General features: G+C 47.1%; 16 protein-coding genes. 10 read left to right on the forward strand and 6 right to left on the reverse strand.

The genetic code is table 11. From position 1 onward, the window contains the following. The first annotated feature begins 242 nt into the window (after positions 1 to 242). Positions 243 to 1751: a sodium/proline symporter PutP gene (gene putP, locus AC3G3F_RS12885; protein ID WP_023248704.1), complete on the forward strand. Its 1509-nt coding sequence runs from the start codon at positions 243 to 245 to the stop codon at positions 1749 to 1751. A 51-nt stretch (positions 1752 to 1802) separates the two neighbouring features. Here the strand turns inward: putP and AC3G3F_RS12890 are convergent, their stop codons facing one another. Both AC3G3F_RS12890 and AC3G3F_RS12895 read right to left on the reverse strand, forming a co-directional pair. Continuing rightward, positions 1803 to 3560 carry an NEL-type E3 ubiquitin ligase domain-containing protein gene (locus AC3G3F_RS12890; protein WP_079796439.1) on the reverse strand — a complete coding sequence of 586 codons (1758 nt, stop codon included), beginning with the start codon at positions 3558 to 3560 and terminating at the stop codon, positions 1803 to 1805. Between the two features lie 127 nt (positions 3561 to 3687). After that, a complete protein-coding gene (locus AC3G3F_RS12895) occupies positions 3688 to 6024 on the reverse strand; it encodes an NEL-type E3 ubiquitin ligase domain-containing protein (RefSeq protein ID WP_220531510.1) in 2337 nt (778 codons plus the stop codon). Between the two features lie 692 nt (positions 6025 to 6716). Here AC3G3F_RS12895 and phoH point away from each other — a divergent pair. Next, positions 6717 to 7505 carry a phosphate starvation-inducible protein PhoH gene (gene phoH / locus AC3G3F_RS12900; protein WP_023183463.1) on the forward strand — a complete coding sequence of 263 codons (789 nt, stop codon included), beginning with the start codon at positions 6717 to 6719 and terminating at the stop codon, positions 7503 to 7505. 104 nt (positions 7506 to 7609) lie between these two features. Here the strand turns inward: phoH and AC3G3F_RS12905 are convergent, their stop codons facing one another. The 3 genes from AC3G3F_RS12905 to AC3G3F_RS12915 all read right to left on the reverse strand — a co-directional run bounded on the left by AC3G3F_RS12905 (position 7610) and on the right by AC3G3F_RS12915 (position 11118). After that, entirely contained in the window at positions 7610 to 8491 is an 882-nt protein-coding gene (locus AC3G3F_RS12905; RefSeq protein WP_023248699.1) for a MurR/RpiR family transcriptional regulator, read from the reverse strand. Between the two features lie 285 nt (positions 8492 to 8776). Continuing rightward, positions 8777 to 10273 carry a sodium:solute symporter family protein gene (locus tag AC3G3F_RS12910; protein WP_079814338.1) on the reverse strand — a complete coding sequence of 499 codons (1497 nt, stop codon included), beginning with the start codon at positions 10271 to 10273 and terminating at the stop codon, positions 8777 to 8779. Positions 10274 to 10437: 164 nt separating this feature from the next. Then, entirely contained in the window at positions 10438 to 11118 is a 681-nt protein-coding gene (locus AC3G3F_RS12915) for an N-acetylmannosamine-6-phosphate 2-epimerase (RefSeq protein ID WP_070804455.1), read from the reverse strand. Positions 11119 to 11624: 506 nt separating this feature from the next. On the opposite strand from AC3G3F_RS12915, the gene AC3G3F_RS12920 reads away from it, so the two are divergent. The 4 genes from AC3G3F_RS12920 to AC3G3F_RS12935 all read left to right on the forward strand — a co-directional run bounded on the left by AC3G3F_RS12920 (position 11625) and on the right by AC3G3F_RS12935 (position 16202). Further along, the gene (locus tag AC3G3F_RS12920; protein WP_023248696.1) at positions 11625 to 12785 is read left to right on the forward strand and encodes an N-acetylneuraminate epimerase; all 1161 of its coding nucleotides are present in this window, start codon (positions 11625 to 11627) and stop codon (positions 12783 to 12785) included. 45 nt (positions 12786 to 12830) lie between these two features. Beyond that, positions 12831 to 13523, forward strand: a complete 693-nt coding sequence (locus AC3G3F_RS12925; RefSeq protein WP_023248695.1) for an oligogalacturonate-specific porin KdgM family protein — start codon at positions 12831 to 12833, stop codon at positions 13521 to 13523. Between the two features lie 281 nt (positions 13524 to 13804). Further along, positions 13805 to 15085 (forward strand): MFS transporter, encoded by a 1281-nt coding sequence (locus AC3G3F_RS12930; RefSeq protein ID WP_000560753.1) that lies wholly within the window; start codon positions 13805 to 13807, stop codon positions 15083 to 15085. Between the two features lie 10 nt (positions 15086 to 15095). Continuing rightward, positions 15096 to 16202, forward strand: coding sequence for a Gfo/Idh/MocA family protein (locus AC3G3F_RS12935; protein ID WP_488395112.1), 1107 nt, complete (start codon positions 15096 to 15098; stop codon positions 16200 to 16202). Positions 16203 to 16790: 588 nt separating this feature from the next. On the opposite strand, the gene AC3G3F_RS12940 is transcribed toward AC3G3F_RS12935, so the two are convergent. Continuing rightward, on the reverse strand, positions 16791 to 17201 hold the full coding sequence (locus AC3G3F_RS12940; protein ID WP_023248693.1) for a hypothetical protein: 411 nt from the start codon (positions 17199 to 17201) through the stop codon (positions 16791 to 16793). A 598-nt stretch (positions 17202 to 17799) separates the two neighbouring features. On the opposite strand from AC3G3F_RS12940, the gene AC3G3F_RS12945 reads away from it, so the two are divergent. The 4 genes from AC3G3F_RS12945 (at position 17800) to tniO (ending at position 24527) form a co-directional block, all read left to right on the forward strand. Continuing rightward, on the forward strand, positions 17800 to 18984 hold the full coding sequence (locus tag AC3G3F_RS12945; RefSeq protein ID WP_488395114.1) for an MFS transporter: 1185 nt from the start codon (positions 17800 to 17802) through the stop codon (positions 18982 to 18984). Between the two features lie 205 nt (positions 18985 to 19189). Further along, positions 19190 to 19438, forward strand: coding sequence for an MbtH family NRPS accessory protein (gene tniA, locus AC3G3F_RS12950; RefSeq protein WP_023248691.1), 249 nt, complete (start codon positions 19190 to 19192; stop codon positions 19436 to 19438). Then, entirely contained in the window at positions 19435 to 23718 is a 4284-nt protein-coding gene (gene tniQ / locus AC3G3F_RS12955; RefSeq protein ID WP_488395116.1) for a non-ribosomal peptide synthetase, read from the forward strand. The genes tniA and tniQ overlap by 4 nt, the downstream gene beginning before the upstream one ends. A gap of 29 nt (positions 23719 to 23747) precedes the next feature. Next, entirely contained in the window at positions 23748 to 24527 is a 780-nt protein-coding gene (gene tniO, locus AC3G3F_RS12960; protein ID WP_023248689.1) for an SDR family oxidoreductase, read from the forward strand. Positions 24528 to 24531: the final 4 nt, after the last annotated feature.

Consider the following 24531-nt stretch of genomic DNA (forward strand, 5'->3'; position numbering starts at 1 on the left):
CTGCGGTAGTTAACACTTTTAAAAGGTGCAACCGCAAAAAATGTGAGAGAGTGCAACCTGGAGAAAAATAGTATCCCTCTGCAATCAAATTTGATGTAAATGGTGTGTTAAATCGATTGTGAATAACCACCGCTTCCGGCAGGATACGGTCGCCCTGGTAAACATAACACCCTTGCCACGTTCCGGCAGGGTACAAAACGGCACGCTACGGTAGTGCCAATAAATAAATTTGGAGAACCTTGATGGCTATTAGCACACCGATGTTGGTGACATTCTGTGTCTATATTTTTGGCATGATATTGATTGGGTTTATCGCCTGGCGCTCAACCAAAAACTTTGATGACTATATTCTTGGCGGTCGCAGTCTGGGGCCGTTTGTTACGGCTTTATCAGCCGGCGCGTCGGATATGAGCGGCTGGCTGTTAATGGGGCTGCCTGGCGCTATCTTTCTGTCGGGGATCTCTGAAAGCTGGATCGCCATTGGCCTGACGTTAGGCGCATGGATTAACTGGAAGCTGGTGGCCGGGCGCCTGCGCGTGCATACCGAATTTAACAATAACGCGCTCACGCTGCCGGACTATTTTACCGGTCGGTTTGAGGATAAGAGTCGAGTTCTGCGTATTATTTCCGCGCTGGTCATTCTGCTGTTTTTCACTATCTATTGCGCGTCAGGTATTGTCGCTGGGGCTCGACTGTTCGAAAGCACCTTCGGTATGAGCTATGAAACCGCTCTGTGGGCGGGGGCCGCGGCAACTATCATTTATACGTTTATCGGCGGGTTCCTTGCCGTTAGCTGGACGGATACCGTTCAGGCCAGCCTGATGATTTTTGCGTTAATCCTGACGCCAGTGATGGTTATTGTCGGCGTAGGCGGTTTTAGCGAATCGCTGGAGGTGATCAAGCAAAAGAGCATCGAAAACGTTGACATGCTCAAGGGGCTGAATTTTGTCGCCATTATTTCCCTGATGGGCTGGGGACTGGGTTACTTCGGTCAGCCGCATATCCTGGCGCGCTTTATGGCGGCGGATTCCCATCACAGCATTGTGCATGCGCGTCGTATCAGTATGACCTGGATGATTCTGTGTCTGGCGGGCGCGGTTGCGGTGGGCTTCTTTGGTATTGCGTACTTTAACAATAACCCTGCGCTGGCCGGGGCGGTGAACCAAAACTCAGAACGCGTATTTATTGAACTGGCGCAGATCCTGTTTAACCCGTGGATTGCCGGTATTCTCCTGTCTGCTATCCTGGCGGCGGTGATGTCGACGTTGAGTTGTCAGTTGCTGGTATGCTCCAGCGCGATTACGGAAGATTTATATAAGGCTTTTCTGCGTAAAAGCGCCAGCCAGCAAGAGCTGGTATGGGTAGGGCGAGTGATGGTGCTGGTGGTGGCGCTGATCGCCATTGCGCTGGCGGCGAACCCCAATAACCGTGTGCTGGGGTTGGTGAGCTACGCCTGGGCTGGATTCGGCGCGGCATTTGGACCTGTTGTCCTGTTTTCTGTGATGTGGTCGCGTATGACACGTAACGGCGCGCTGGCGGGAATGATCATCGGCGCGGTCACGGTTATTGTCTGGAAACAGTATGGCTGGCTGGAACTGTATGAGATCATCCCCGGCTTCATTTTCGGCAGTATAGGCATTGTAGTCTTTAGCCTGCTTGGCAAAGCGCCGACAGCGGCGATGCAGGAGCGCTTTGCAAAAGCGGACGCGCATTATCATTCAGCGCCGCCGTCGAAACTACAGGCGGAATAACCGACATGTCCGATAGCGTTATTGCTATCGGACATGTTTTACCCGGCGGTATTATACGCCTGCCTGGTTCCCTGATAAGTCCCAGACCGGTTCCAGCAGCGATAACTGCGATTTGGCTTCCAGCGTGCTGAGCGTACAGGGCATAAATAATTCTCGTAGTTTCTCTTTCATCACTTCGACGCCAGCCTCCTGCATCGTCTTATTGGGAACGGATTCAGACGAGCCGGGCGTTTCCAGCTTCGCATTAATTCGGCGCTGAAATTCTTCGCTAACCGTAAAGGCGTTTTTTTCGCTTTCCGCAGCGTCCCAGGCGGCAGGATTAAGCCGTTTGAGCATTGCCTGCCATGGCTCCCACAGGCTCAGCCATTCCAGAAAATGTTGATTTTCTGCTGTCTGAACCTGAATCCTTGCCGCTTCCACATCTTCTGTTGTCAGATACGAACAGGTGAAGAAATACATATCCGGTACGACTTGCGTCAAACGAAGCGTATGTTGTAGAGCGGTTTGGTAACCCAGCAGGACCTCTAAATCTTCATTAAAGTGTTCGTGCGCGCGTTGAATTTGGGCGAGCTTCTGACTGGCGATCTGAGTAAGCCTTTCCATACGGAATACCTCGCGGGCGAGGTCGACCATTTTAGGCAGATTATGTTCAGCGCCGTGTTGTTCAACGGTGTAGGCCATTTCCGCGATGCGCATGTTGTTCCAACTCAGAGAGACGCGGTCGTCACAGCGAGCCGTTGCGCCCAGCGCGCACATAAATAATTTTTCCCGTAACCCAGGGGACGCGGCTAAGCGGAGCAGGCAGCCCATAACCTGATACCTGAAAGTCTCATACTGCGGATCGGCGTAACGGTTGCGCAGCCGGTCTAAAAACTCGCTAAAAATTCCGGCGTTTGCTTCATGCGTGATCTCCCGAAAGCGCTCACGAATATCTCGTTGTTGGACGAGAGGAAACCAGTCGGCGACGCTATCCGTCAGCGGACGCGCAGTGTTGGTCGCGCCGCCTTCATAGGGGCTATTATTAAGTGTAATGAGTGACGGTGGCAAAACAGGAAATTGCAGTAGGGGATTTTCCAGGTAGTTAAGTTCGTCCAGGTCAAGAGGTAATGTTGGCATTTCCCGGAGCTGATTACGTGGGCAGATGAGAGAGTTTAGCGACTCTGGTAAGTCTGGCAGTGTTTCTAATTTGCACCCTGAGCAGTAAAGTGAACACAGTGATCCCGGTAAACCGGGTAATGCTGATAGTGGATTGTCTGAGCAAATCAACATGCGTAGCGATTCTGGTAGAGCAGGAAGCGATCTAAGGCCATTGTTTGTGCAGGTAAGATACCTCATCGATACAGGGAGTACGGGAAGTTCTTCCAGAGAATTCCCTGAGCAACAGAGTTCTTCCAGAGCGTCTGGCAATGAAGGCAAGTTTTTCAGATGGCAGGCTGAACAGGTAAGCTCTTTCAACGAGTAGGGCAAGGGAGGCAGTTGCTCCAGTGGATTAAATGAACAGATGAGTATCTGTAACGATTCAGGCAGATCCGGCAACGACGAAAGATGATTATCATTCACGTGCAGTGTCTTAATCAATGGCGGTAAGTCTGGCAGCGAACTTAAGTTAAGCTCGCTGAGATCTAACGTACTTTCCTGTTTTGCCAGACAGGCCAGTAATCTTTCGACTGCCATCTCTCTCAATTCATGGCCTCCTGCGGGTGCTTCTTTTGCCCAGGCCTGCCAGAGAGCAGGATAGTCCTTGTCCGTAGCTGGCGGTGTTTCTGGCACCAATGTCGGAATACCTCCGGGATTATTTATTGGTAGCATAATAACTCTCCTGTTCATGGCATCAATGTCGTTGATATGTCGATACCAGTGGCATCATATAGGAACGGCAGTAGTCGCCTGCGCTGTTAGCTAACTGTCTGTTTTTTCTTCCTGAAGAATCGGTTTTTTATTCGGTCCATAGTGGCTCCAACAAGGATGAGTGCTCTTTCGCTGCCAAAATTTTGCGTGTCTGATTAACAAAAATTTCGTGTATTTTTTCTGCAAGAACGATCTTACCTAAAGGATAGCGGGCATCGTCACGAGCCTCAGGAGGTACCTGATGTAATTGGAATTTTTCGTCCAGTCGGTTTTGAAAATCCGGGCCATCCACAAAAGCGTATTTTTCATTTACAGCCGTTTCATACCACAGTGGATCTATACGTTTTAGCAACATTTGCCACGGTTCCCAATTGTTGAGCCATGATTCAAACCGGCTATTTTCCGCTACTCGCACCTGACGTTCTGCAGTTTTTACATCTATTTCAGTAAGATGAGAAAAACGGAAGAAATACATATCTGGGGCGACATGCGTTAAGCGAAGAGCGTCGCGCAGTTGGGTTTGTAGGCCTAATATCACCTCTAAATCTTCATTGAATGTATTGTTTACTCTTAGGATCTGCTGGATTTTTCTGTTGGCAATCTCCGTTAACGATTCTATTCTAAATACTTGACGAGCTATATCGATCATTTCCGGAAGATTTCCCTCATGACCCTCTTGCTCTACGGTAAAAGCCATTTCAGCGACCCGCATCATATTCCATGTGAGAGAAATGCGATCATCGCAATTTAGTGTTGATTCATAGGCGCACATAAATAATTTTTCTCTCAATTCAGGTTTGTCAGCGAGTCGGATAAGGCACTCCTTAACCTGGGATCTGAAATCTTCATACTGTGGGTCTCTGTAACGATATTGAAGTCTGTTAAGAAAACGACTAAATATCTCTGCATTCTCTTCGTTGGCTATTCCCTCAAAACGAGTAAGCATTTCAGCTCTCTGCGAGAACGGAAACCAATATCCAATACTTTGGATGAACGAAAGAGGAGCGATAGCGCCTCCGGCAGACTCACTGTTATTCAGGCTTATGAGTGACGCCGGTAATTCGGGTAACGTTGTCAGTGGATTACCGCTGTAGCCAAGCTCTTGTAGGGTATCTGGCAAAGTAGGAAGCGTTTCCAGTCTATTGGCATAGCAATAAAGACTATTTAAAGTATTAGGTAAATCTGGGAGTACCGTAATCCCATTACTCGAACAGTTGAGAAACCTCAGTGATTCAGATAATTGAGGAAGCGTCGTTAATCGATTATGAAGGATAATCAGGAATTGAAGTGAATTGGGTAAAATAGAAAGCGTTTCTAAACGATTGTGTGAGCAATCAAGCGAAATGAGCGAGTCAGGTAGCGCTGGCATTCTCACCAGATAATTATTTGAGCAATTCAAATCGGTTAATGAAGCAGGCAACTCAGGCAGGAAGATAAGCTCATTATTCTGGCAATGAAGTTCCTGTAGTGCAGATGGCAGAGGCGGGAGTGCCGTTAGTGATGTGCTGGCGCAGGTAAGTCTTTGTAGTGAAAGAGGCAATACTGGAAACTGGTGAAGTGGATTATTTGTACATATGAATGTAGCCAATAAAGGAGGGAGTGGCGGTAGAGAATTAAATTCATTATAGGCGATGTCGAGATTTATCAGTGAATCAGGAAAAGGGGGAAGCCCGGTGAGTTCATTGTATGAGCAATTGAGTGTTTGCAGCGAAAAAGGCATAAATGGAAAGCCTATTAATCCATTGACAGCACAATTAAGAGTTTTCAATGAAGGGGGGAGATCCGGTAGGACTTCAAGCCTATTTCCTGAACAATCGAGTATTTGTAAGTTATCAGGTAATTCTGAAAGTGAGGCTATCATATTACCTGAACAATCTAATGATTGAAGTGTATCAGGTAATTCTGAAAGTGAGGCTATCATATTACCTGAACAATCTAATGATTGAAGTGTATCAGGTAAATGAGAAAGCTCTCTCAAACTATTTTTTGAGCAATTGAGCGCCGTTAACGCGGGAGGGACGTTTTGTAGTTCGGATAATGTGTTTTGTGAGCAATCAAGTGTTTGTAACGTTGGAGGGAGCACGGGAAGTGAGGCCAATGTATTGCCAGCGCAAGTAAGAGCTCTTAATCCTTTGGGTAGATCTGGAAGGGCAGATAAATGATTATTACTGACATTCAGAGTTGAAACACATGCAGGCAATAGGGGTAAAGTGCGCAGGTTAAGCTCCCCTAAATCAAGAATACTCTCCTGATTGGAAAGGCAAGCATACAATCTTTCAACCGCTATATCTCGTTGTTCCCCTTCTCCGACAATGGCTTCATTAGCCCAGGTTTGCCATAAGGTATAATAGCTCGTATTTGCTGCGGGGGATGCTTCTGATGCTGTGGGTGTAATACGTCCCGCGTAATCACCAACTGGCCACATATGAAATCTCCTGTTAATGGTACTAATAGCCTTAACGCGATAGAGTAATGACAAGAATTAAAACGATTCAGCGTTACTGGCGTAAATGTACCGCATAAAATTTTGCTAAATAAATGCCGTTGTAGCGACGATATAGAGGACACATTAATTATCCCATTTGAACCTTATACATGTTGCATATTCAATGGGTTATGGGTATTTTCAGAATTAATACCTGCAGAATCTGATGATTATATTTTTTAGTATTCTGCCTATGAAATAATTGTGTAATCTTTCTGTAAGAGACTGGCAGTGACGCAATAAGCTTTGGTTAATTTTTTGTAAGCACATTGTTGCATTTTTGGTGTTTTGTGTTGTACTTAGTAGTAACAGCGGTAGTTCCCCGGCAGTGATGGCCACTCACTATGGAGATCGCGAATGGTAATGTCCGCACCAGGACACATTGTTTACAGTAGTTACAACACCCTGTACGGACGTTCTCTCTCCGGTGGTGATCTTGCCATCTTAAAATCTCTCATCATTTCCCTTACTCCCCATATCCATGACGTCATATTTGGTGCGCGTAGCCGTGTGTGGCGTCGTTTCAAAAAGCAAGATAAGGCTTACAAGGAAGCCAACCCTCAGATGTGTGTGCGCATAATCGCGTTTAATAGAACGCGGGTGATGTATACCTACAACTCAAGGTGCTATCCATGGGAAGACAAAAAGCAGTGATCAAAGCACGTCGTGAAGCAAAGCGTGTGTTGAGACGAGATTCGCGTAGTCATAAGCAACGTGAAGAAGAATCGGTCACGTCACTGGTACAAATGGGCGGAGTAGAAGCCATTGGCATGGCGCGCGATAGTCGCGATACCTCGCCTATTAAGGCGCGAAATGAAGCACAGGCGCATTATCTGAACGCTATCGACAGTAAACAGCTTATTTTTGCGACCGGCGAAGCCGGATGCGGAAAAACATGGATTAGTGCGGCAAAGGCGGCGGAAGCATTGATTCATAAGGACGTCGAGAGGATCATTGTGACGCGCCCGGTATTGCAGGCTGATGAAGATCTTGGTTTTTTGCCCGGTGATATCGCTGAGAAATTTGCGCCTTATTTCCGTCCCGTCTATGACGTACTGCTTAAACGGTTGGGCGCCTCCTTTATGCAATATTGCTTGCGTCCGGAAATCGGTAAGGTAGAAATTGCGCCGTTCGCCTATATGCGTGGGCGTACTTTTGAAAATGCGGTCGTGATCCTTGACGAGGCGCAAAATGTGACAGCGGCGCAAATGAAAATGTTTTTGACGCGATTGGGAGAAAACGTCACGGTTATTGTCAATGGCGATATCACCCAGTGCGATTTGCCGGCACACGTTCAGTCAGGTTTAAGCGATGCCTTAGCTCGCTTTAACGAAGATGAGATGGTAGGGATAGTGCGATTCAACAAAGACGACTGCGTACGCTCGGCGCTTTGTCAGCGAACACTTCACGCATACCGCTAATATAGCATTGACTTTCAGAGCCCGGGAGACCGGGCTTTGTTGTTTATAGTGCGTCCAGCAGACTCATGGACAAAAAGGAAAATGACGCCTGTACGTGAAGGGAATTATTTTGTCATGTCCAGGGCATTCATTGTCCGTAATTTGCTTTCTCGGGCCTGTTCTGGCGAGGACTGTACAAGAAGGGTATAGAGCAGGTCAAAGACGAAAAGCTGTGCGGCTTTCGTACCGATCGAGTCACCCTGCAACATTCCTTGCCGATTACCATTGATCAGGCAAAAATCGGCCTCTTCGCATAATGGAGAACCCAGATTATGGGTAATGGCGACTGTGGTGGCGCCAGCCTGTCGGGCCAACCGGAGTGAATGCACCGTTTCTGGCGATGTGCCCGAGTGACTGACACCCATCGCGACATCGCCTGCTTTTAATAGCGTAGCCTGCATGTACATAAAATGGTTATTGCTTACCGCATCGCCCCGTAAACCAATACGCATTAGCTTGTGTTTCATATCCAGCGCCGTGATCCCCGATGAGCCCACACCAAAGATATAAACTGAGTGACAGTGACGTAGGGCGTCCACAACACCGATAACCTGTTGCATATCAAGCAGATTTAGCGTTTCAGATAATACATTACTAATGGTGTTCTGCAATTTTAAACCAATGGCGTGGGCATCGTCGGATTCGCTAACTTCGGCATCCAGTAGAGGACTACTGTCATCAGACTCGGTAGTGGCAAGTTCAATGGCCAGGTCCATTTTAAAATCCTGAAAACCTTTATAGCCCAGGGTGCGACAAAAGCGAATAACCGTGGCTTCTCCGGCCTGTGTTTCGCGCGACAAATCGGCAATAGATGACTGTGTCACCTGTCTGGGGAAGGCTAAAATATATTGCGCAATACGCTGGGAGGCACGTGTCAGGCTTTTTTGCATAGCACCCAGAGTATCAAGGATTTTTCCGGGTTTAAGACGTGGGGGTTGAGGCTCCATATAGTTCCTGCTCTTGAGGGCTGATTGCGGCAAAAAGCCTGCAATATCGAACAGAGCAGAGCCTATCAAGTCTGCGGCATGAAAAAAAGCGCGATGTAAGTAAAGGAGGGGGAATATTTACATCGCGTTGCCAACTTATGACAGAACATCACTGGAGAGTAATCTGTTTGCTCTTACGGTGTTTATAGCGCGCCATCTGACGGATGGTTTATACCTGGCCCGGTATTGTCGCCCCGGGCGTCGGCGTCACTGTGTGCTGTGTCGGTATAGCGTGGTATCATGAACTCATAATGTCACCTTTGGTTCAGGTTTTTCATCCAGCGTCAATGGCGTTGCCGGGGCAAATAACGGGGCGAAAATAACGCCGCTGATCACCACACTTAGCGAGCCAATGACCCCATAAAAGAAGAAGTTAAGGTCAGTGGCATAGCGTGCGCCCAGCACGGTAATGACGCTGATAATAATTCCTAAAACCGCACTCCCGGCATTTGCTCGTTTAAAGAAAATACCCAGCATGAACAGACCGGTCATTGGCCCTCCCATCAGACCTATCAGACTATTAAATGCATCCCAGATTTCTGATTCATCGGCCATGACCAGCCATATCGAGGCCGCGCTACTTATCAGGCCCGCGACCAGAATAACTAATTTAGCTATTTTCATACGGTTTTCTGGCGTTCTTTTTTTATGACTCAGGCGCTGATAGATGTCGGAATTAAAACAACTGGAAATGCTGTTTAAGCTGCTGGAGATACTGGACTGCGCGGCAGCGAAAATAGCGGCGATTATCAACCCTGCAATGCCGACTGGCATTTCGGTGACCACGAATAAGGGTAAAATGCCGCCAGTGTTGAATCCCGCCGGTAATAATTGTGGATGTTGCTGATAGTAGACAAACAATGCCGAGCCGATAGCAAAAAAGAAAACAGGGATCACAGCAACCAGTTTGGCATTTGTAAGTAATGTTTTCTTCGTTTCCTCTATGGAGTCAGTCACGATATAGCGTTGGACCACATCCTGACTGGCAGTAAATTGCTGAATATTGGCAAACAGAAAACCAATCATCAATACAGGTACTGTGCTTTCCGTCCAGCTCCAGTGGAACTGCGTGGCCGGAAAGAATTTATCCGCCTGCTGCGTCACCGTAAAAATTTCACCAATGCCGCCCTGGACTTTGAGACATATCACTATAAAAATCAGTATCGCGCTGCCAGAAAGTAAGAGACCTTGAATAACATCAGTCCATATTACTCCTTCAATTCCACCCATCCAGGTATAAATGATACACATCACGCTAATCAACAGTACCAAAATCACCGGGTCTATAGCGATGAAGGGGCGCAAGGCCAGCACGGTGAGGAAAGTGATAATGGCGATACGTCCAATATGAAATAACATAAATGACATGCTGGCGAACAGACGGCAGCGCACATCGAACCGTGCTTCGAGATATTCATAGGCTGATGTGACTTTCAATTTCCGAAAAAACGGAATATAGAAATAAAAAACCAGCGGTAAAATTGCGATAGCCAGATACTGACCAATGATAAACGTCCAGTCGGAAGTAAACGCTTTGGCAGGAATTGACATAAATGTAATTGAGCTTAACGTAGTGGCAAATACACTGACCCCAGCCGCCCAACCAGGAACCCGGCCACCACCGCGAAAATAATCGTCTGCTGTTTTTTGCCGTCTGGAAAAATAGACACCGACTAACATCATGGCCAGGAGGTAGCCAAATAATACAAGATAGTTAACGATGCCGAAAGAATGTGTGATCATAGTTCTTTCCTGCTTATGGTTTTGAGTAGAGTTGCGGTCATCGTCTGGGTATTTTTATCTTCCCATCATTCAGACGATACGATATTCAGATCAAGTAATAGTTTTTGTTAACCCCAATGACGCTAATCATGAGATGTGAAAGGCAGAGCATTTACTTTCCCTGATCAGCGTTTTACTGCGTGACTGAACCACTGACAGATATGCTCGATACGGGTGATAGCGGAACCAACGGTAACTGCCCAGGCACCATGCTCAATAGCATTGGCCGCCAGTGCAGGCGCGTTATAGCGCCCCTCGGCAATAACACGACAACCTGCATGGCTCAGTTGTGTCACCATTGCCAAATCTGGCTCAACCGGCGTGGTGGGGCCGGTATAGCCAGACAGTGTTGTACCAATGAATTCCACTCCTTTCTGATGGCAATCTATGCCTTCATTCACGGTTGAACAGTCTGCCATCGCCAGTAATCCATGCAGGCGAATACGTGTCAGTAAACTATCAATATCAACCGGGCGAGAGCGGAATGAGGCATCAAAAGCGATAATATCGGTGCCTGCCTGCGCCAGGGCGTCAACATCCCGTAAATAGGGAGTGATACGGACTGGCGACTCTGTAAGGTCACGTTTAATTATCCCAATAATAGGAACAGAAAGATGGGGACGAACAGCCCGAAGATTCTCAATGCCTTCAATGCGCACAGCGACCGCACCCGCCGAAGCCGCTGCCTGTGCCATTGCAGCCACAATTTCAGGTTTATCCATAGGGCTGCCTGGTACCGGTTGGCATGAGACAATCAGCCCACCGTTTTCGTGTACACTTTGTTCCAGCCTGGCTAATAGTGACATTCAGTTCCGCCTTATATATTTTGAAGTTTTGCTCCGTTTTATATTATGTTGTGGAGTGTTGCTACATCAAGCAAGAAGATAGAAAAATGTGAACACAGTCATAAGGTATGTTTGTCATTCAATTACCGCGCCAGCGGATTTGAGGCAATGACCTGAAGCTACAAGACAAATACAACTCATTCTGACGGCAGCATGCTGTATTTTATTAACTGCTTCCGGCATAAAGATAAAATGCTCAGAAGGAGCTTATACGCTACGGGATAGCCAGTATGAAATGCATCACATAATTCTTGTTGTATTTATTCAGAATGCTATCGCTAACGAGTTTGGCCATGACAGGTCACCCATAATCACTTCTAACATCACCATGGTGTGCTTTTACCTCGTACATGATAACCTCATGTAATTATTTTTAGCGCTTGGTCACATTTTGTCATTATCATTGTTGAAATTGCGCACCATAAGATCACTAATGATGAAGCTTTACTCCAATTGTATTTCTTCGCATGGGGATGCAGATGAAAAATTCTAAGAAAATGATGACGCTAATGGCGCTATGTTTATCAGTTGCTATCACCACATCAGGATATGCAACGACGCTTCCTGATATACCAGAACCACTGAAAAATGGTACTGGTGCTATTGATAATAATGGCGTGATTTATGTCGGCTTAGGTACCGCAGGGACATCCTGGTATAAAATTGATCTTAAAAAGCAACATAAAGACTGGGAGCGTATAAAGTCGTTTCCTGGCGGAGCTCGTGAGCAATCAGTGTCGGTATTTTTAAATGATGAGTTGTATGTTTTTGGTGGCGTAGGGAAAAAAAACAGTGAATCACCGTTGCAGGTTTATAGCGATGTGTACAAATACTCACCGGTGAAAAATACATGGCAAAAAGTTGACACTATATCTCCAGTTGGATTAACAGGGCATACGGGAGTAAAATTAAACGAAACGATGGTACTTATTACCGGAGGGGTTAATGAGCATATCTTTGATAAGTATTTTATTGATATAGCGGCTGCGGCTGCGGATGAAAGTGAAAAAAATAAAGTCATCTATAATTATTTTAATAAACCTGCCAAAGATTATTTTTTTAATAAAATTGTATTTATCTACAATGCTAAAGAGAACACATGGGAGAATGCCGGTGAGCTGCCAGGCGCGGGAACGGCAGGATCGTCATCGGTAATGGAAAATAATTCTCTGATGCTGATTAATGGTGAACTCAAACCGGGTTTACGTACCGATGTGATTTACCGCGCCATGTGGGATAACGATAAGCTAACATGGCTGAAGAACAGCCAGTTACCGCCATCGCCTGGAGAACAACAGCAGGAAGGATTGGCCGGAGCATTTTCGGGCTATAGTCACGGTGTCCTGCTTGTCGCTGGTGGCGCGAATTTTCCGGGGGCAAAACAAAATTATACCAATGGAAAGTTTTATTCCCACGAAGGAATAAATAAAAAATGGCGAGATGAAGTCTATGGTTTGATTAATGGTCATTGGCAATATATGGGTAAAATGAAACAACCTCTCGGCTATGGTGTATCAGTAAGTTATGGTGATGAAGTTTTCCTTATTGGTGGTGAAAATGCTAAAGGGAAACCTGTTTCGTCTGTAACCTCCTTTACCATGCGTGATGGTAATTTATTAGTAAAATAATTTTTTAAATACAAAAATAAAGTTAATTGATAAGCGGAGTATTTTATGAAAATCAACAGATATCTTCTGGGTATGGTTTCGTTTATAGCATTTTCATCATATCTACAAGCGGCAACCATTGATTATCGGCATGAATATGCTGATAGAACCAGAATTAATAAAGACCGTATTGCTATAATTGAAAAGCTTCCTAACGGCATTGGTTTTTATGTCGATGCCAGTGTTAAGTCGGGAGGAGTGGATGGCGAGCAGGATAAGTATTTAAGTGATCTAGTCACGAACGCTATAGAAATGGGGGTAAGTTATAATTATAAAATCACGGATCATGTTGTTTTGCAGCCTGGATTTATATTTGAAAGCGGTTCGGATACTTCCATATATAAGCCTTACTTAAGGTTGCAATATAATTTTGACTCTGGTGTTTATATGGCTGGTCGTTACCGTTATGACTATGCCAGAAAGACAGCTAACAACATTGATGACGAAAAGACGAACAGATTTGATACTTATATCGGGTATTCTTTTGATAAGTTAAAATTAGAATATAACTTTACCTGGATGGATAGCGATCAAATTAAATTTGATAACAAAAAAACAAACTATGAACATAATGTGGCTTTAGCCTGGAAACTGAATAAGTCATTTACACCATACGTTGAGGTCGGAAATGTAGCGGTGAAAAATAATACCGATGAGAGACAGACCCGTTATCGCGTTGGATTACAATACCATTTTTGATAAAGGTTAAAGAGTTACTGTACTAATCTTTGCTTAGTACTTATATCGATAATCTTATACCCGTGGTTACGTTACAGAACGTTAGACTTTGTCTTGAGTATTCACGTCCTTAACGTAGCTACGAATAAGGATGATAAACAATGAAGATACGCCTTACATAGCCACGATCTCAGGCGGTCGTTGGAAAGTGCCGGTTGATAGTGTCTTATTCGGCAATTGATATGACTTAAAAAGTAATTCCGTAAGCATTTCAGACGGTAACAGCAAATAAGGGTTTTATTGTGATAGCAAAATTCTTCCCGTGGTATAGCGAGATAACACGTCCACAAAAAAATGCTTTATTTTCAGCATGGCTGGGTTACGTGTTTGATGGCTTCGACTTTATGCTGATTTTCTACATTATGTATCTGATCAAGGCTGACTTAGGATTGACAGATATGGAGGGCGCATTCCTTGCCACAGCGGCCTTTATTGGGCGACCATTTGGCGGGGCGCTATTTGGTCTGCTGGCAGACAAATTTGGCCGTAAGCCGTTAATGATGTGGTCGATAGTTGCCTATTCTGTAGGTACAGGGTTAAGTGGCCTGGCTTCCGGTGTAATTATGCTGACGCTTAGTCGTTTCATTGTCGGTATGGGGATGGCGGGGGAGTATGCTTGCGCTTCAACTTATGCCGTGGAAAGTTGGCCAAAGCATTTAAAATCTAAAGCGAGCGCATTTCTGGTTTCAGGTTTCGGTATTGGTAACATCATAGCAGCCTACTTTATGCCGTCATTTGCCGAAGCGTATGGTTGGCGCGCTGCTTTTTTTGTCGGTTTGCTACCCGTTCTTTTAGTAATCTACATCCGGGCCAGGGCACCTGAATCTAAAGAGTGGGAAGAAGCCAAACTCAGTGGTCTCGGAAAGCATTCACAAAGTGCCTGGTCAGTTTTCTCTTTGTCAATGAAAGGGCTATTTAATCGAGCTCAATTTCCACTGACATTATGTGTATTTATTGTTCTGTTCTCTATCTTCGGCGCAAACTGGCCGATCTTTGGTCTACTGCCTACGTATTTGGCGGGAGAGGGCTTTGATACGGGCGTGGTCTCTAATTTAATGACGGCGGCGGCATTCGGCACTGTATTGGGAAATATCGTTTGGGGCCTGTGCGCAGATAGAATTGGTTTGAAGAAAACGTTCAGCATTGGTCTTCTCATGTCCTTTTTATTCATTTTCCCGTTATTCAGAATTCCGCAAGATAATTATTTACTGCTGGGCGCATGTTTATTCGGTTTAATGGCGACTAACGTGGGTGTTGGCGGGCTGGTTCCCAAATTCCTCTACGACTACTTTCCTCTTGAGGTTCGTGGTTTGGGTACCGGGCTGATTTACAATCTTGCTGCGACATCAGGCACATTCAATTCAATGGCGGCGACCTGGCTTGGAATAACAATGGGGCTAGGCGCTGCGCTAACGTTCATTGTTGCTTTCTGGACCGCAACAATTCTACTCATTATTGGCTTATCCATTCCGGATAGACTAAAAGCACGTCGTGAAAGATTTCAGTCAACAAAAGAATTTTAATAGAGGATAAATGATGACGAAATACGGTGTTGTAGGTACGGGTTATTTTGGCGCTGAACTGGCGCGATTTATGTCTAAGGTTGAAGGGGCGCAAATCACTGCGATTTACGATCCGGCAAATGCGGCTCCGATAGCGAAAGAGCTGAACTGTGTCGCCACTGCAACGATGGAGGCGCTTTGTACTCATCCTGATGTGGATTGCGTAATTATTGCTTCACCAAATTACTTACATAAAGCGCCGGTCATTGCGGCGGCTAAAGCGGGTAAACACGTGTTTTGTGAAAAACCTATCGCCTTAAATTACCAGGATTGTAAGGAGATGGTTGATGCCTGCAAAGAAGCTGGTGTTACCTTTATGGCGGGTCACGTTATGAACTTTTTTCACGGAGTTCGCCACGCAAAAGCGCTCATCAAAGCCGGTGAAATCGGTGAAGTTACACAAGTTCACACTAAACGTAATGGTTTTGAAGATGTGCAGGATGAGGTCTCATGGAAGAAGATTCGCGCAAAGTCAGGCGGGCATCTGTACCATCACATTCACGAACTGGATTGTACACTATTCATCATGGATGAAACCCCATCCCTGGTTTCAATGGCGGCGGGGAATGTTGCGCACAAAGGTGAAAAATTTGGTGATGAAGATGATGTTGTCCTGATCACCCTTGAGTTTGAAAGCGGTCGTTTCGCGACACTTCAGTGGGGATCATCGTTCCACTACCCTGAGCACTATGTATTAATTGAGGGCACGAGAGGTGCAATTCTCATTGATATGCAAAACACGGCTGGTTATCTAATAAAAGCGGGCAAAAAAACACACTTTCTTGTGCATGAAAGCCAGGCGGAGGATGATGATCGTCGCAACGGTAACATATCCAGTGAGATGGATGGCGCAATCGCTTATGGTAAACCCGGTAAACGTACGCCGATGTGGCTCTCATCAATTATGAAACTGGAGATGCAGTACTTGCATGATGTGATAAACGGTCTGGAGCCAGGCGAGGAGTTTGCTAAATTGCTAACGGGAGAAGCGGCGACAAATGCCATTGCTACCGCTGATGCTGCGACGCTTTCCTCAAACGAGGGGCGCAAAGTTAAACTCTCTGAAATTCTTGGCTAAAATTGAAAGCCGGATGGTAGTTTTATTGCCCGGTGGCGCTGCGCTTATGTAGACCGGATAAGGCGCCTGTGAACTGCGCCGCCATCCGGCAATGGACGGGTGACTTAATGCGAAAAAAAGCCCGTACTTTCGTACGAACTCTTTCTTTAAGATGGCGGTGAGGGGGATTGACTCGCTGCGCTCGCCCTGTGGGCGGTCTCCTCGCAGGCTCGTCGTCTGTCCAACTGGCTGCGCCAGTTGTCGAACCCCGATCGGGTGTTCTCATCCCCCCGGTAAGGTAACTTAATGCGAAATAAATATCCTCCGGCATAGCCCTGTCTCTTGATCAGGAGATCTGATCAAGAGACAGAGCCTGGCTGGGGGTTTTCCATAGACAAAAAAGCCCGTACTTTCGTACGAGCTCTTTCTTTAAGATGGCGGTGAGAGGGGATGAGTTCTCATCTTGCAGACGTAGCTGATTATCGTAACGTGACCGGACAGTGTAGTGCAGCATGGCGGTTTCCGCGCGTAGGGATACATAGGTAGTAAGTGGTCTACCCGTAGACTCAGTCAGTTATATCGCGGGAGGGGGAGTATATGGTCTGGTTTTTAAGTTGTATGATCAATGCCGGAATTATTGTTTTCTATAAAAGGTAAGCCCTCTCCATAGAGAAGCCAGTTAGAATTAACATTAAATTCAAACGACAGATGATCGATGAAAATGAGATCCGGAGCCTCTATGCCTGTGCAATAATTTAATAATATTTCAGGGTCGTATCCCTCCATTTCTTGCAGGATGAAATCTAATGCAAAAGAAGATCTGTTTTTTTCTTTGTCATCGTCATCTCGGTCAGAATGTATGGCCAGATGAAGGATCACCCACGTTAACTTAGTGCTGATATGAGATTTCCAGTTTATATATTGTTGTAACTGTATACTGCCATTCTTGTTAATGTGTTGCACAAGCAGAGAGTAAAACCCGTCGATAATTAATTGTTCTTTTGATTTATTTTTATCCATGATTAGTGCCTTATGAGAGCATTATCAGTTTCTATTGCTGATGGCTTCGTATTAACTAATACTTGATACAATTTTTTTCTGGAATGTCTATTAGATAGAAAAATATTCTAATATGCTTTATAAGCGTTATGATTCCTTTGTGTTATTGTTTGTGAATTTTATTATTACATAATGTTATTATTTTATTTTTTCTGTAATGTCTGTAATGTCTCTAATGTCTCTAATGTCTCTAATGTCTCTAATGTCTCTGTTATCTCGATCAAATGACGCGCATGGATAACATGCAACGTGCTGTTTTAATTTATTTTTTGTTGTTTTGTTTCATTGTTGTTAAGAAAAGGTGATTTAAATCACATTTTGATAACATTGTAATTTTTTGTATGTTTTCAGCTTTGAAAATAATTTTTTAGATGATAAAACTAAGACAGAAGCCAGATGTTAATTATTTCAACGGAAAATATATTCTTAGTGAATACATTAACATATTGATAATGCGTTTTTTATTGTGCACAGACGATCTCCAGCCAGGCCGGAGGTTCCGTTCCGTGTTTTTTATGAGAATTTGAATTATTGATAAGCTGGAAATAGGATAAGTAAGGTGAAGAAAAATAGAGACAGTGCTCTGATATATACTTATCTTTTCCGTGCTTTGGGCGACTGGGCATTTCGTTTTGCAGTACCACTCTTTTTATACGCTAAAACGAATTCGGCACTGGGTACGGCTCTGGGATATATTTTAACTTTTTTACCGCAGGTTCTGTTTGCAATACCCGCAGGCGTTATGGCCGATCGCTATGATAAGAGAACGTTATTATGGCTTCTGGATTTAGTCGGTTTTGCTTCCTGCCTGATACTTGCCTTTCAGGTCCACCACCAGGCGCCAATCTCTACCATCTATACGATGATTTTTGTTATATCGTCGATTGGTACATTTTATCATGCCGTTTTTCAGGGCAGCATTCCCATCGCGATTGGCAAGCAGCGTCTCCATTGGGCAAATTCGATGGTAAATGCCGGAGACAGTTTGCTCAGTGCGCTAGGGCCTATAATTGGCGCATTGGCGGTGGTGGTACTGGGTTATGAGTTCGTCATTTATCTCAATGCGTTTAGCTATCTTGTTGCGGTCATCGTCACCCTGAGGTGTATCCATTTTGTGAGTATCCAGGTTCGTAATGTTCACGTCGGGCATATGCTAAAGGAAGGTGCTAAAGCAATAAGCAGTGATGATTTTTTAAAGTTTGGTGTTTTACTTTTCATGGCAAATAATTTTGCTATGTTTCTTTACTTAGGTGTGTTTGTTTATCATCTGAAACATAATTTTGGATTATCCGATCTTGCTGTCGGTGCCGTGTGTTCGGTCGGAGGGGCCGCGGCGATTGCCGGCAGTTTTATGGCGAAAAATATCCTTGATGAAAGAATTGGTGCGCTAAAGAAAATTTCTATTCTGGCCATATTGCTCGGTGTAGCTACGTTGTTTATGGCGATTAACCAGCCTGTTTTCTTTTCTGTAGCATGGGCGATGGTAAATTTCGTCGATGCATTGATTATGGTGACTTACTTTACTGAACGCCAGATCCGCGTTCCCGGCGAACTACTCGGCCGGGTCGTTTCTTTTTCACGTATGGTTTCGTATGCCGCTATTCCTTTAGGGGCCGGGGTCGGGGCGCTTGCAGTGGGATATTTCTCAATACCCTCTGTTATTATCGTTTCAGGTATTTTAATGACAGTTTTTGGCGCATCTTCAGTATTGTTTTGTCGGTATTATCCGGAGCATGCTTTATAGCATCTTTAATACTACTGCGTTTGTGATTCGAACAGTGATTACGCCGCACGGTCATAATAGCGGCCTGGTTATATCTATTTGATATTACCATTTTTGTCGTGACTGAAAGCTTAAAATACACATTTGCTTAAAAACAGCGGAAGAATCTGTGACAACTGTAATACATTGAATTTATCGGATTAAACCTATTTAAACTGGAGGGGGTATGGGTCCAATTGATTTACAAGGTACAGGAAAAGAAGATGAATATAGCGTCGTGAAGAATAGCGAAGGTCAATTTTCTATCTGGCTCCTTGAATTACCTTTGCCGGAGGGGTGGCAGGTTTCTGGTTTTATCGGCAAGAAACAAGATTGTCTGGATTATATCAGGAAAGAATGGCGCGATATGCGGCCTTTCACATTGCAATGTGCAGAGCAACGGTTATCACCGCAGAAGAGTGAGAGAATATTGTGAGCCAACAAATAAGCCTGGAAGATATTTTTCTCTTATATAAAGACAGAATAGCGGTCGTTGATGCGGATTGTGCGATGAGCTATGGCGAGCTTGACGAACTGAGCGCTGCACTGGCCGAAACGCTGCTCCCGTATCGACATTCCGGAAATAAGGTAATCCTGGTACTTGACCGAAGCATCGAGGCGTTGGTCGCGATTAGCGCGGCTATTCGGGCAGGTATCTGTTATGTCCCGCTTGAATGGGACGGGCATGATACCCATGCCTTTGAACGCCTTCAGGGATGCGGCGATATCCCCGCGGTAGCCGTCAGCAGACATGCTCAGGCGCTGTCCGACCTCGGTATTGCGCATATTGCAATGGACAATCTTTCACGTGACCGGGGCCGCAACGTATCGCGCGATAGCTTCCCTGATATCGATGCGAATCACCTGATTTATACCATTTATACGTCAGGCTCTACCGGGATATCAAAGGGGGTGGATATTACCCGTGCCAGCATCTGGCACTACACTACCTCGCTCATCTCGCTTTTATCGATAAACGAGTCGCTCAGCTACGCCTACATGTCGAGTTTATCGGCAGATCTTGGTAATACCAGCCTTTTTTTATCACTCCTTACCGGGGGAACTCTGCATTTCATCAGTGACACCCTGCGTAGGGATGCGTGCGAGTTTCAACGTTATATGCGCGAGCAGCGTATAGATGTGGTGAAAATTACCCCTTCCCATTTTACCAGCCTGACGATGCATCACTACACCGATTTTACGCTTAAGTGGTTAATTTTCGGCGGGGAATCCTTGCAATCAGAGCGTGTCAGGACGGTGTTTCAGAAGGGGTGGGCACGGGCCGTGGCAAACCATTATGGTCCGACTGAAACCACGGTCGGTGTGGCACTTTTTCCGATGCGTAATCTGAATGACGTCCCTGACGATCTCGTGGTGCCCGTGGGTTTTCCTATTGGTCAAAGCCGTTTTGAACTGGTCGATGAAGAAGGGCAGAGGTTGGCCGGAGAGGCTGTGGGTGAATTAATGATAGGAGGCCCTGGCGTAGCGGCCGGCTATACCAACGATCCTCAACTGACCACTACGAAATTTTATCGGCTGCCACATCGAATGGCGGACGGTCCATTTTATGCCTCGGGAGATCTCTTCAGAAGGTCGAAAACAGGAGCGTATATTTTTATCGGTCGCAAAGATCGTCAGGTAAAAATCCGCGGTTATCGCGTCGATCCTGACGCAATCGAGGCGCTGATCGCTTATGAAGATGACGTTGAATCTGCTGCAATCTTTGCCTGCGACAGCGACAGACCCGGCCATTCGCAGCTGGTAGCGTGTATCGTTCCAAAGCAACCCGCTGAGGATTCGGTATTGTCCATGCAGAGCTTACTGTCGCGTATTCTTCCCGCGCACATGATGCCGGGGCGGATAGTACTACTGTCCACAATGCCCGTCACCGACAATGGAAAAGTGGATTATAAGGCGCTGAAAGCTCAGCTATCCGTTCCCGCCCGGCACGTTGAGAATACCCTCCACGTCGCCGGGCTGGAGGGTAACGAACGGGTTGCCGCTTCCGCATGGCGTCAGTGTCTGGGGAGCCATCCTCACCGCTATGATGAAAATTTTTACGACGCTGGCGGTGATTCGATACTGGCTATCCAGCTGCTTTCCCTGCTGCAGAATGAAAACTATCCAGTTCGCGCCTCGCACTTTTACCAGGATCCCACGTTTACCCGGCTGATTCAGGCCATGGATACTGAACTTCAACCCGCCGTTTCCCCTCAGCAAGGCATCTCTGAACGGTACCTGGCTCCTGTTCAACACTGGTTCTTTGAGCAGTTTCCTCAGGGGGTCGATCGCTGGTCGCAGGCTATGGTTATTGATGCGGCGCAGAAGATCAATGTTGCGGCGTTTCGCAAGGCGCTGGACGGGTTGCTGAAAGCGCACCCGATTCTGGGGACCTGCTTCATTCAGCGTACAGGAGGCTGGAGCGTAGAGGATAACGTGTGCGAAGTGGCGGACATTTTCCGTTGCCTGGAACTGCAGGGGAGCGCCGAAGAGCTGGAAAATATGATAGAACGCGCGCATCAGGAGATTGCGATCCGTACAGGCCAGCTCTTGCGTATATGGCTACTGAAGGGGCTCGACGGTCACGATCGCCTGCTGATGGTTTGTCATCATCTGGTAATTGACGGCGTCTCGTGGCGAATTCTGATTGACGATTTGGCGCGATTATACGAATCGGCCCGGGATAATATCCAGCGCAGCGTGGCGATTGAACCGCGGCTGTACTGGTCCTGGTCTCGTCAACTGAAGACGCTGGCGGCGACTCTGCCTGCGGAGGAGGTATACCCGGAAGCAGCCGCAAACCTCGCGAAGCTGCGTAATGATTTTAGGCTGGGTCCAAACAGCGAAGGAAGCGCAAACACGCTCTGGATTGGGTTTGACGAGCGGCAGTCTCACGCGCTGTTGCGTGATATTCCCCGACAGCACTGCGTGGCGATTCAACACCTGCTATTGGCCGCGTATGTGCGCAGCGTCGCTGACGTTCTGGCATCCGGCGGCACGCATCTGTCTGTTGATATTGAAAGCCACGGGCGCCAGCTGTTCGAGGATGAGCTGGAGATGAACCGTGCGATGGGATGGTTTACCGCCGTCTATCCCCTGATAGCCGAAGTTGTGGATGGCGAACCTGTTCTTCTTACGGCCCGCCGGCTGGCGAACCTGGCGGAAAAGCAAGCCGACGCTGGCGCACTATACGGTATCCGCCGTTACTTATCCGATGCTCCCCGCAAAAGCGTTAAAGGGTCTGAACTCTGTTTTAACTTTCTCGGTCATTTTGGCCTCGATTCTGATGCGTCGCTTGGCTGGTCATGGTCGAACCTCTATCCCGGAGCCGCGCGACACCCTGATGTATCTCGCGTGCATCTACTGAAGCTGACGGGGCGCGTGGTGGCGAACCGGCTGACACTTGATTTGTCCTACTCCAGTAATGTCCATTCCCGTCAGACCATTACCCGTATTGGGGAGCGGTTTATTGGGCTGCTCAATGATGCCCTGCAGAAGGCGGGCGTGAATGCGGCTGTGGAACAAACCTCAACCTTGTTCAGCGAGCACAACAGCACGGGTCTTCTCACGTATATTCCGTCCGCCCTCAGTGGGTTGCGTGAAACTCGACCCTCCGGTGCGCTTCGGGCGGTGCTGCTGACAGGAGCGACCGGCTTTATCGGCATCTACTTGCTAAAAATGTTGCTGGCAACCCCTGGCTGTGTCGTGCATTGCCTGGTACGTGGCGACGATCAGCGCTCTGCTCAGGAACGGCTGTGGGAACGCTTCTGCTGGTACTTCCCGCACGCCGATCGTGATGCATTGAGCGCCCAGGTGGTGGTTCATGAGGGGAGCCTGAACTCAGTCGGCTTTGGCCTTGCTCCGGCTGCGTTCACCCGGCTGGCAAGAGAAATCGATACGGTGGTCCATGCCGCTGCGGATGTGCGGCTGATGGCGCCTCTGGATGAACTTCGCCAGACCAACGTGGAGGGCACCTGCGCCATCGTCGAGTTTTGCCACATGGAACGCGCCAAGCGGCTTCATTTTGTCTCGACACTGAGCGTGGCGGGCATCGTAACGGATAAGCAAAGCTTCAGTGAAGATCATTTGCACATCGGGCAAAGCTTTATGACGCCGTATGAGCAAAGCAAATATGAGGCCGAACTTGTCGTCAGGGCATTTATCCGGGAGGGCGGGAGCGCATGCATTTACCGAACCGGCAGCGTGTCTGCAGATTCAACGGGAACCTTCCAGATCAACATTGAAAGCAACCGGTTGATGCAGTCGTTGAACACCTATGTGCTGAGCGGACTGATCCCTGACCGTGAGGAAGACCTTTTGCTCTGCCGGGTTGACGATCTTGCGCATGCGATCGTCAGGATTGTGATGAATACCCGTATCTCGGGCAGAACATTCCACATGACGCCTGATGCGGAATTTATGCATAACGACCTGGTGGAGGTGTTACAAGCCTCCGGATTCTCTGTGCAACTGGCGAGTACCGAAAAGTACTTGTCGGCGCTGCGCAAGATGGATGCAGATTTTCCTCGCGAAGCGGCTCTGGGCCAAATGTGGTCGACGCGGCCCTCGCGTAAGGTCCGCATCGATGCTGCCGTCACGCACACCTTGCTGAAACGTCTGGATGCAGAAATTCCCCCGGTGGATCGGGCCTGGTTTACTCGCTTTTTAGCTTGCTGCGTGGAGAGAGGTTTTCTCCCCGGCTCGACAAAAGTCTAATTTTCACAGCATGACATCCTGAGGCTTACATGAACAATTTTGAAAATCGTATTGCTGTCGTGACAGGCGCCAGCGCAGGGATAGGTTATAGCATTGTTAACGCGTTACTGGAGGCTGGCGTCCGGGTGGTGGGAAATGCCAGGCGCGCCCAAAGGCTTGACGATATGACTACTGGGGCTGAAAAGCGCTACGGCGAACGGCGCTTCGTAGGGGTGACGGGAGATATCAACAAAGAGGAAACCCTCGTCAAATTGATGGCCGCCAGTCAGGCGGCGTTTGGTGAAACGCCAGATATCTTCGTTGTGAATGCGGGGCGCGGGCTGCCGGGCTCGTTGCTCCAGTCCGACCAGTCGTTGTGGGCATCGTTATTTGAGTTGAACTGTTTATCCGCCATGGCGCAGATGAAGTCAGCGGCACAGGTCATGGTTGAACGTGCGAAAAGACGCGCCGGGCAGCCGCTGGCGCAGGACATTATCATCCTGGGCTCCATTGTCGGACGGCATCTGTCACCCGTTAATCCCATCTATGGTGCGACCAAGTACGCGGTTAATTCCCTCGCGGAAGCGCTCAGACGTGAAGTTTGCGAACACTGGGTGCGCGTCACCCTTATCGAACCGGGAACCGTGAAATCGGAATTCCAGGAAGTGGCCGGGTACGATGCGCAGGCCTTTGCTGCATATGAGCAGCAGAGCGGCCCTTTTGTGACGGGTGACGATGTCGCTAACTTCCTTATGTTTGCTGTGAGTCAGCCACCGCATGTGCACTTTAACAATGTCGTGATCCGTCCGACACGCCAGGTTTATCCGTAACCAT

It is taken from the genome of Salmonella sp. FC25216, from assembly GCF_057751355.1.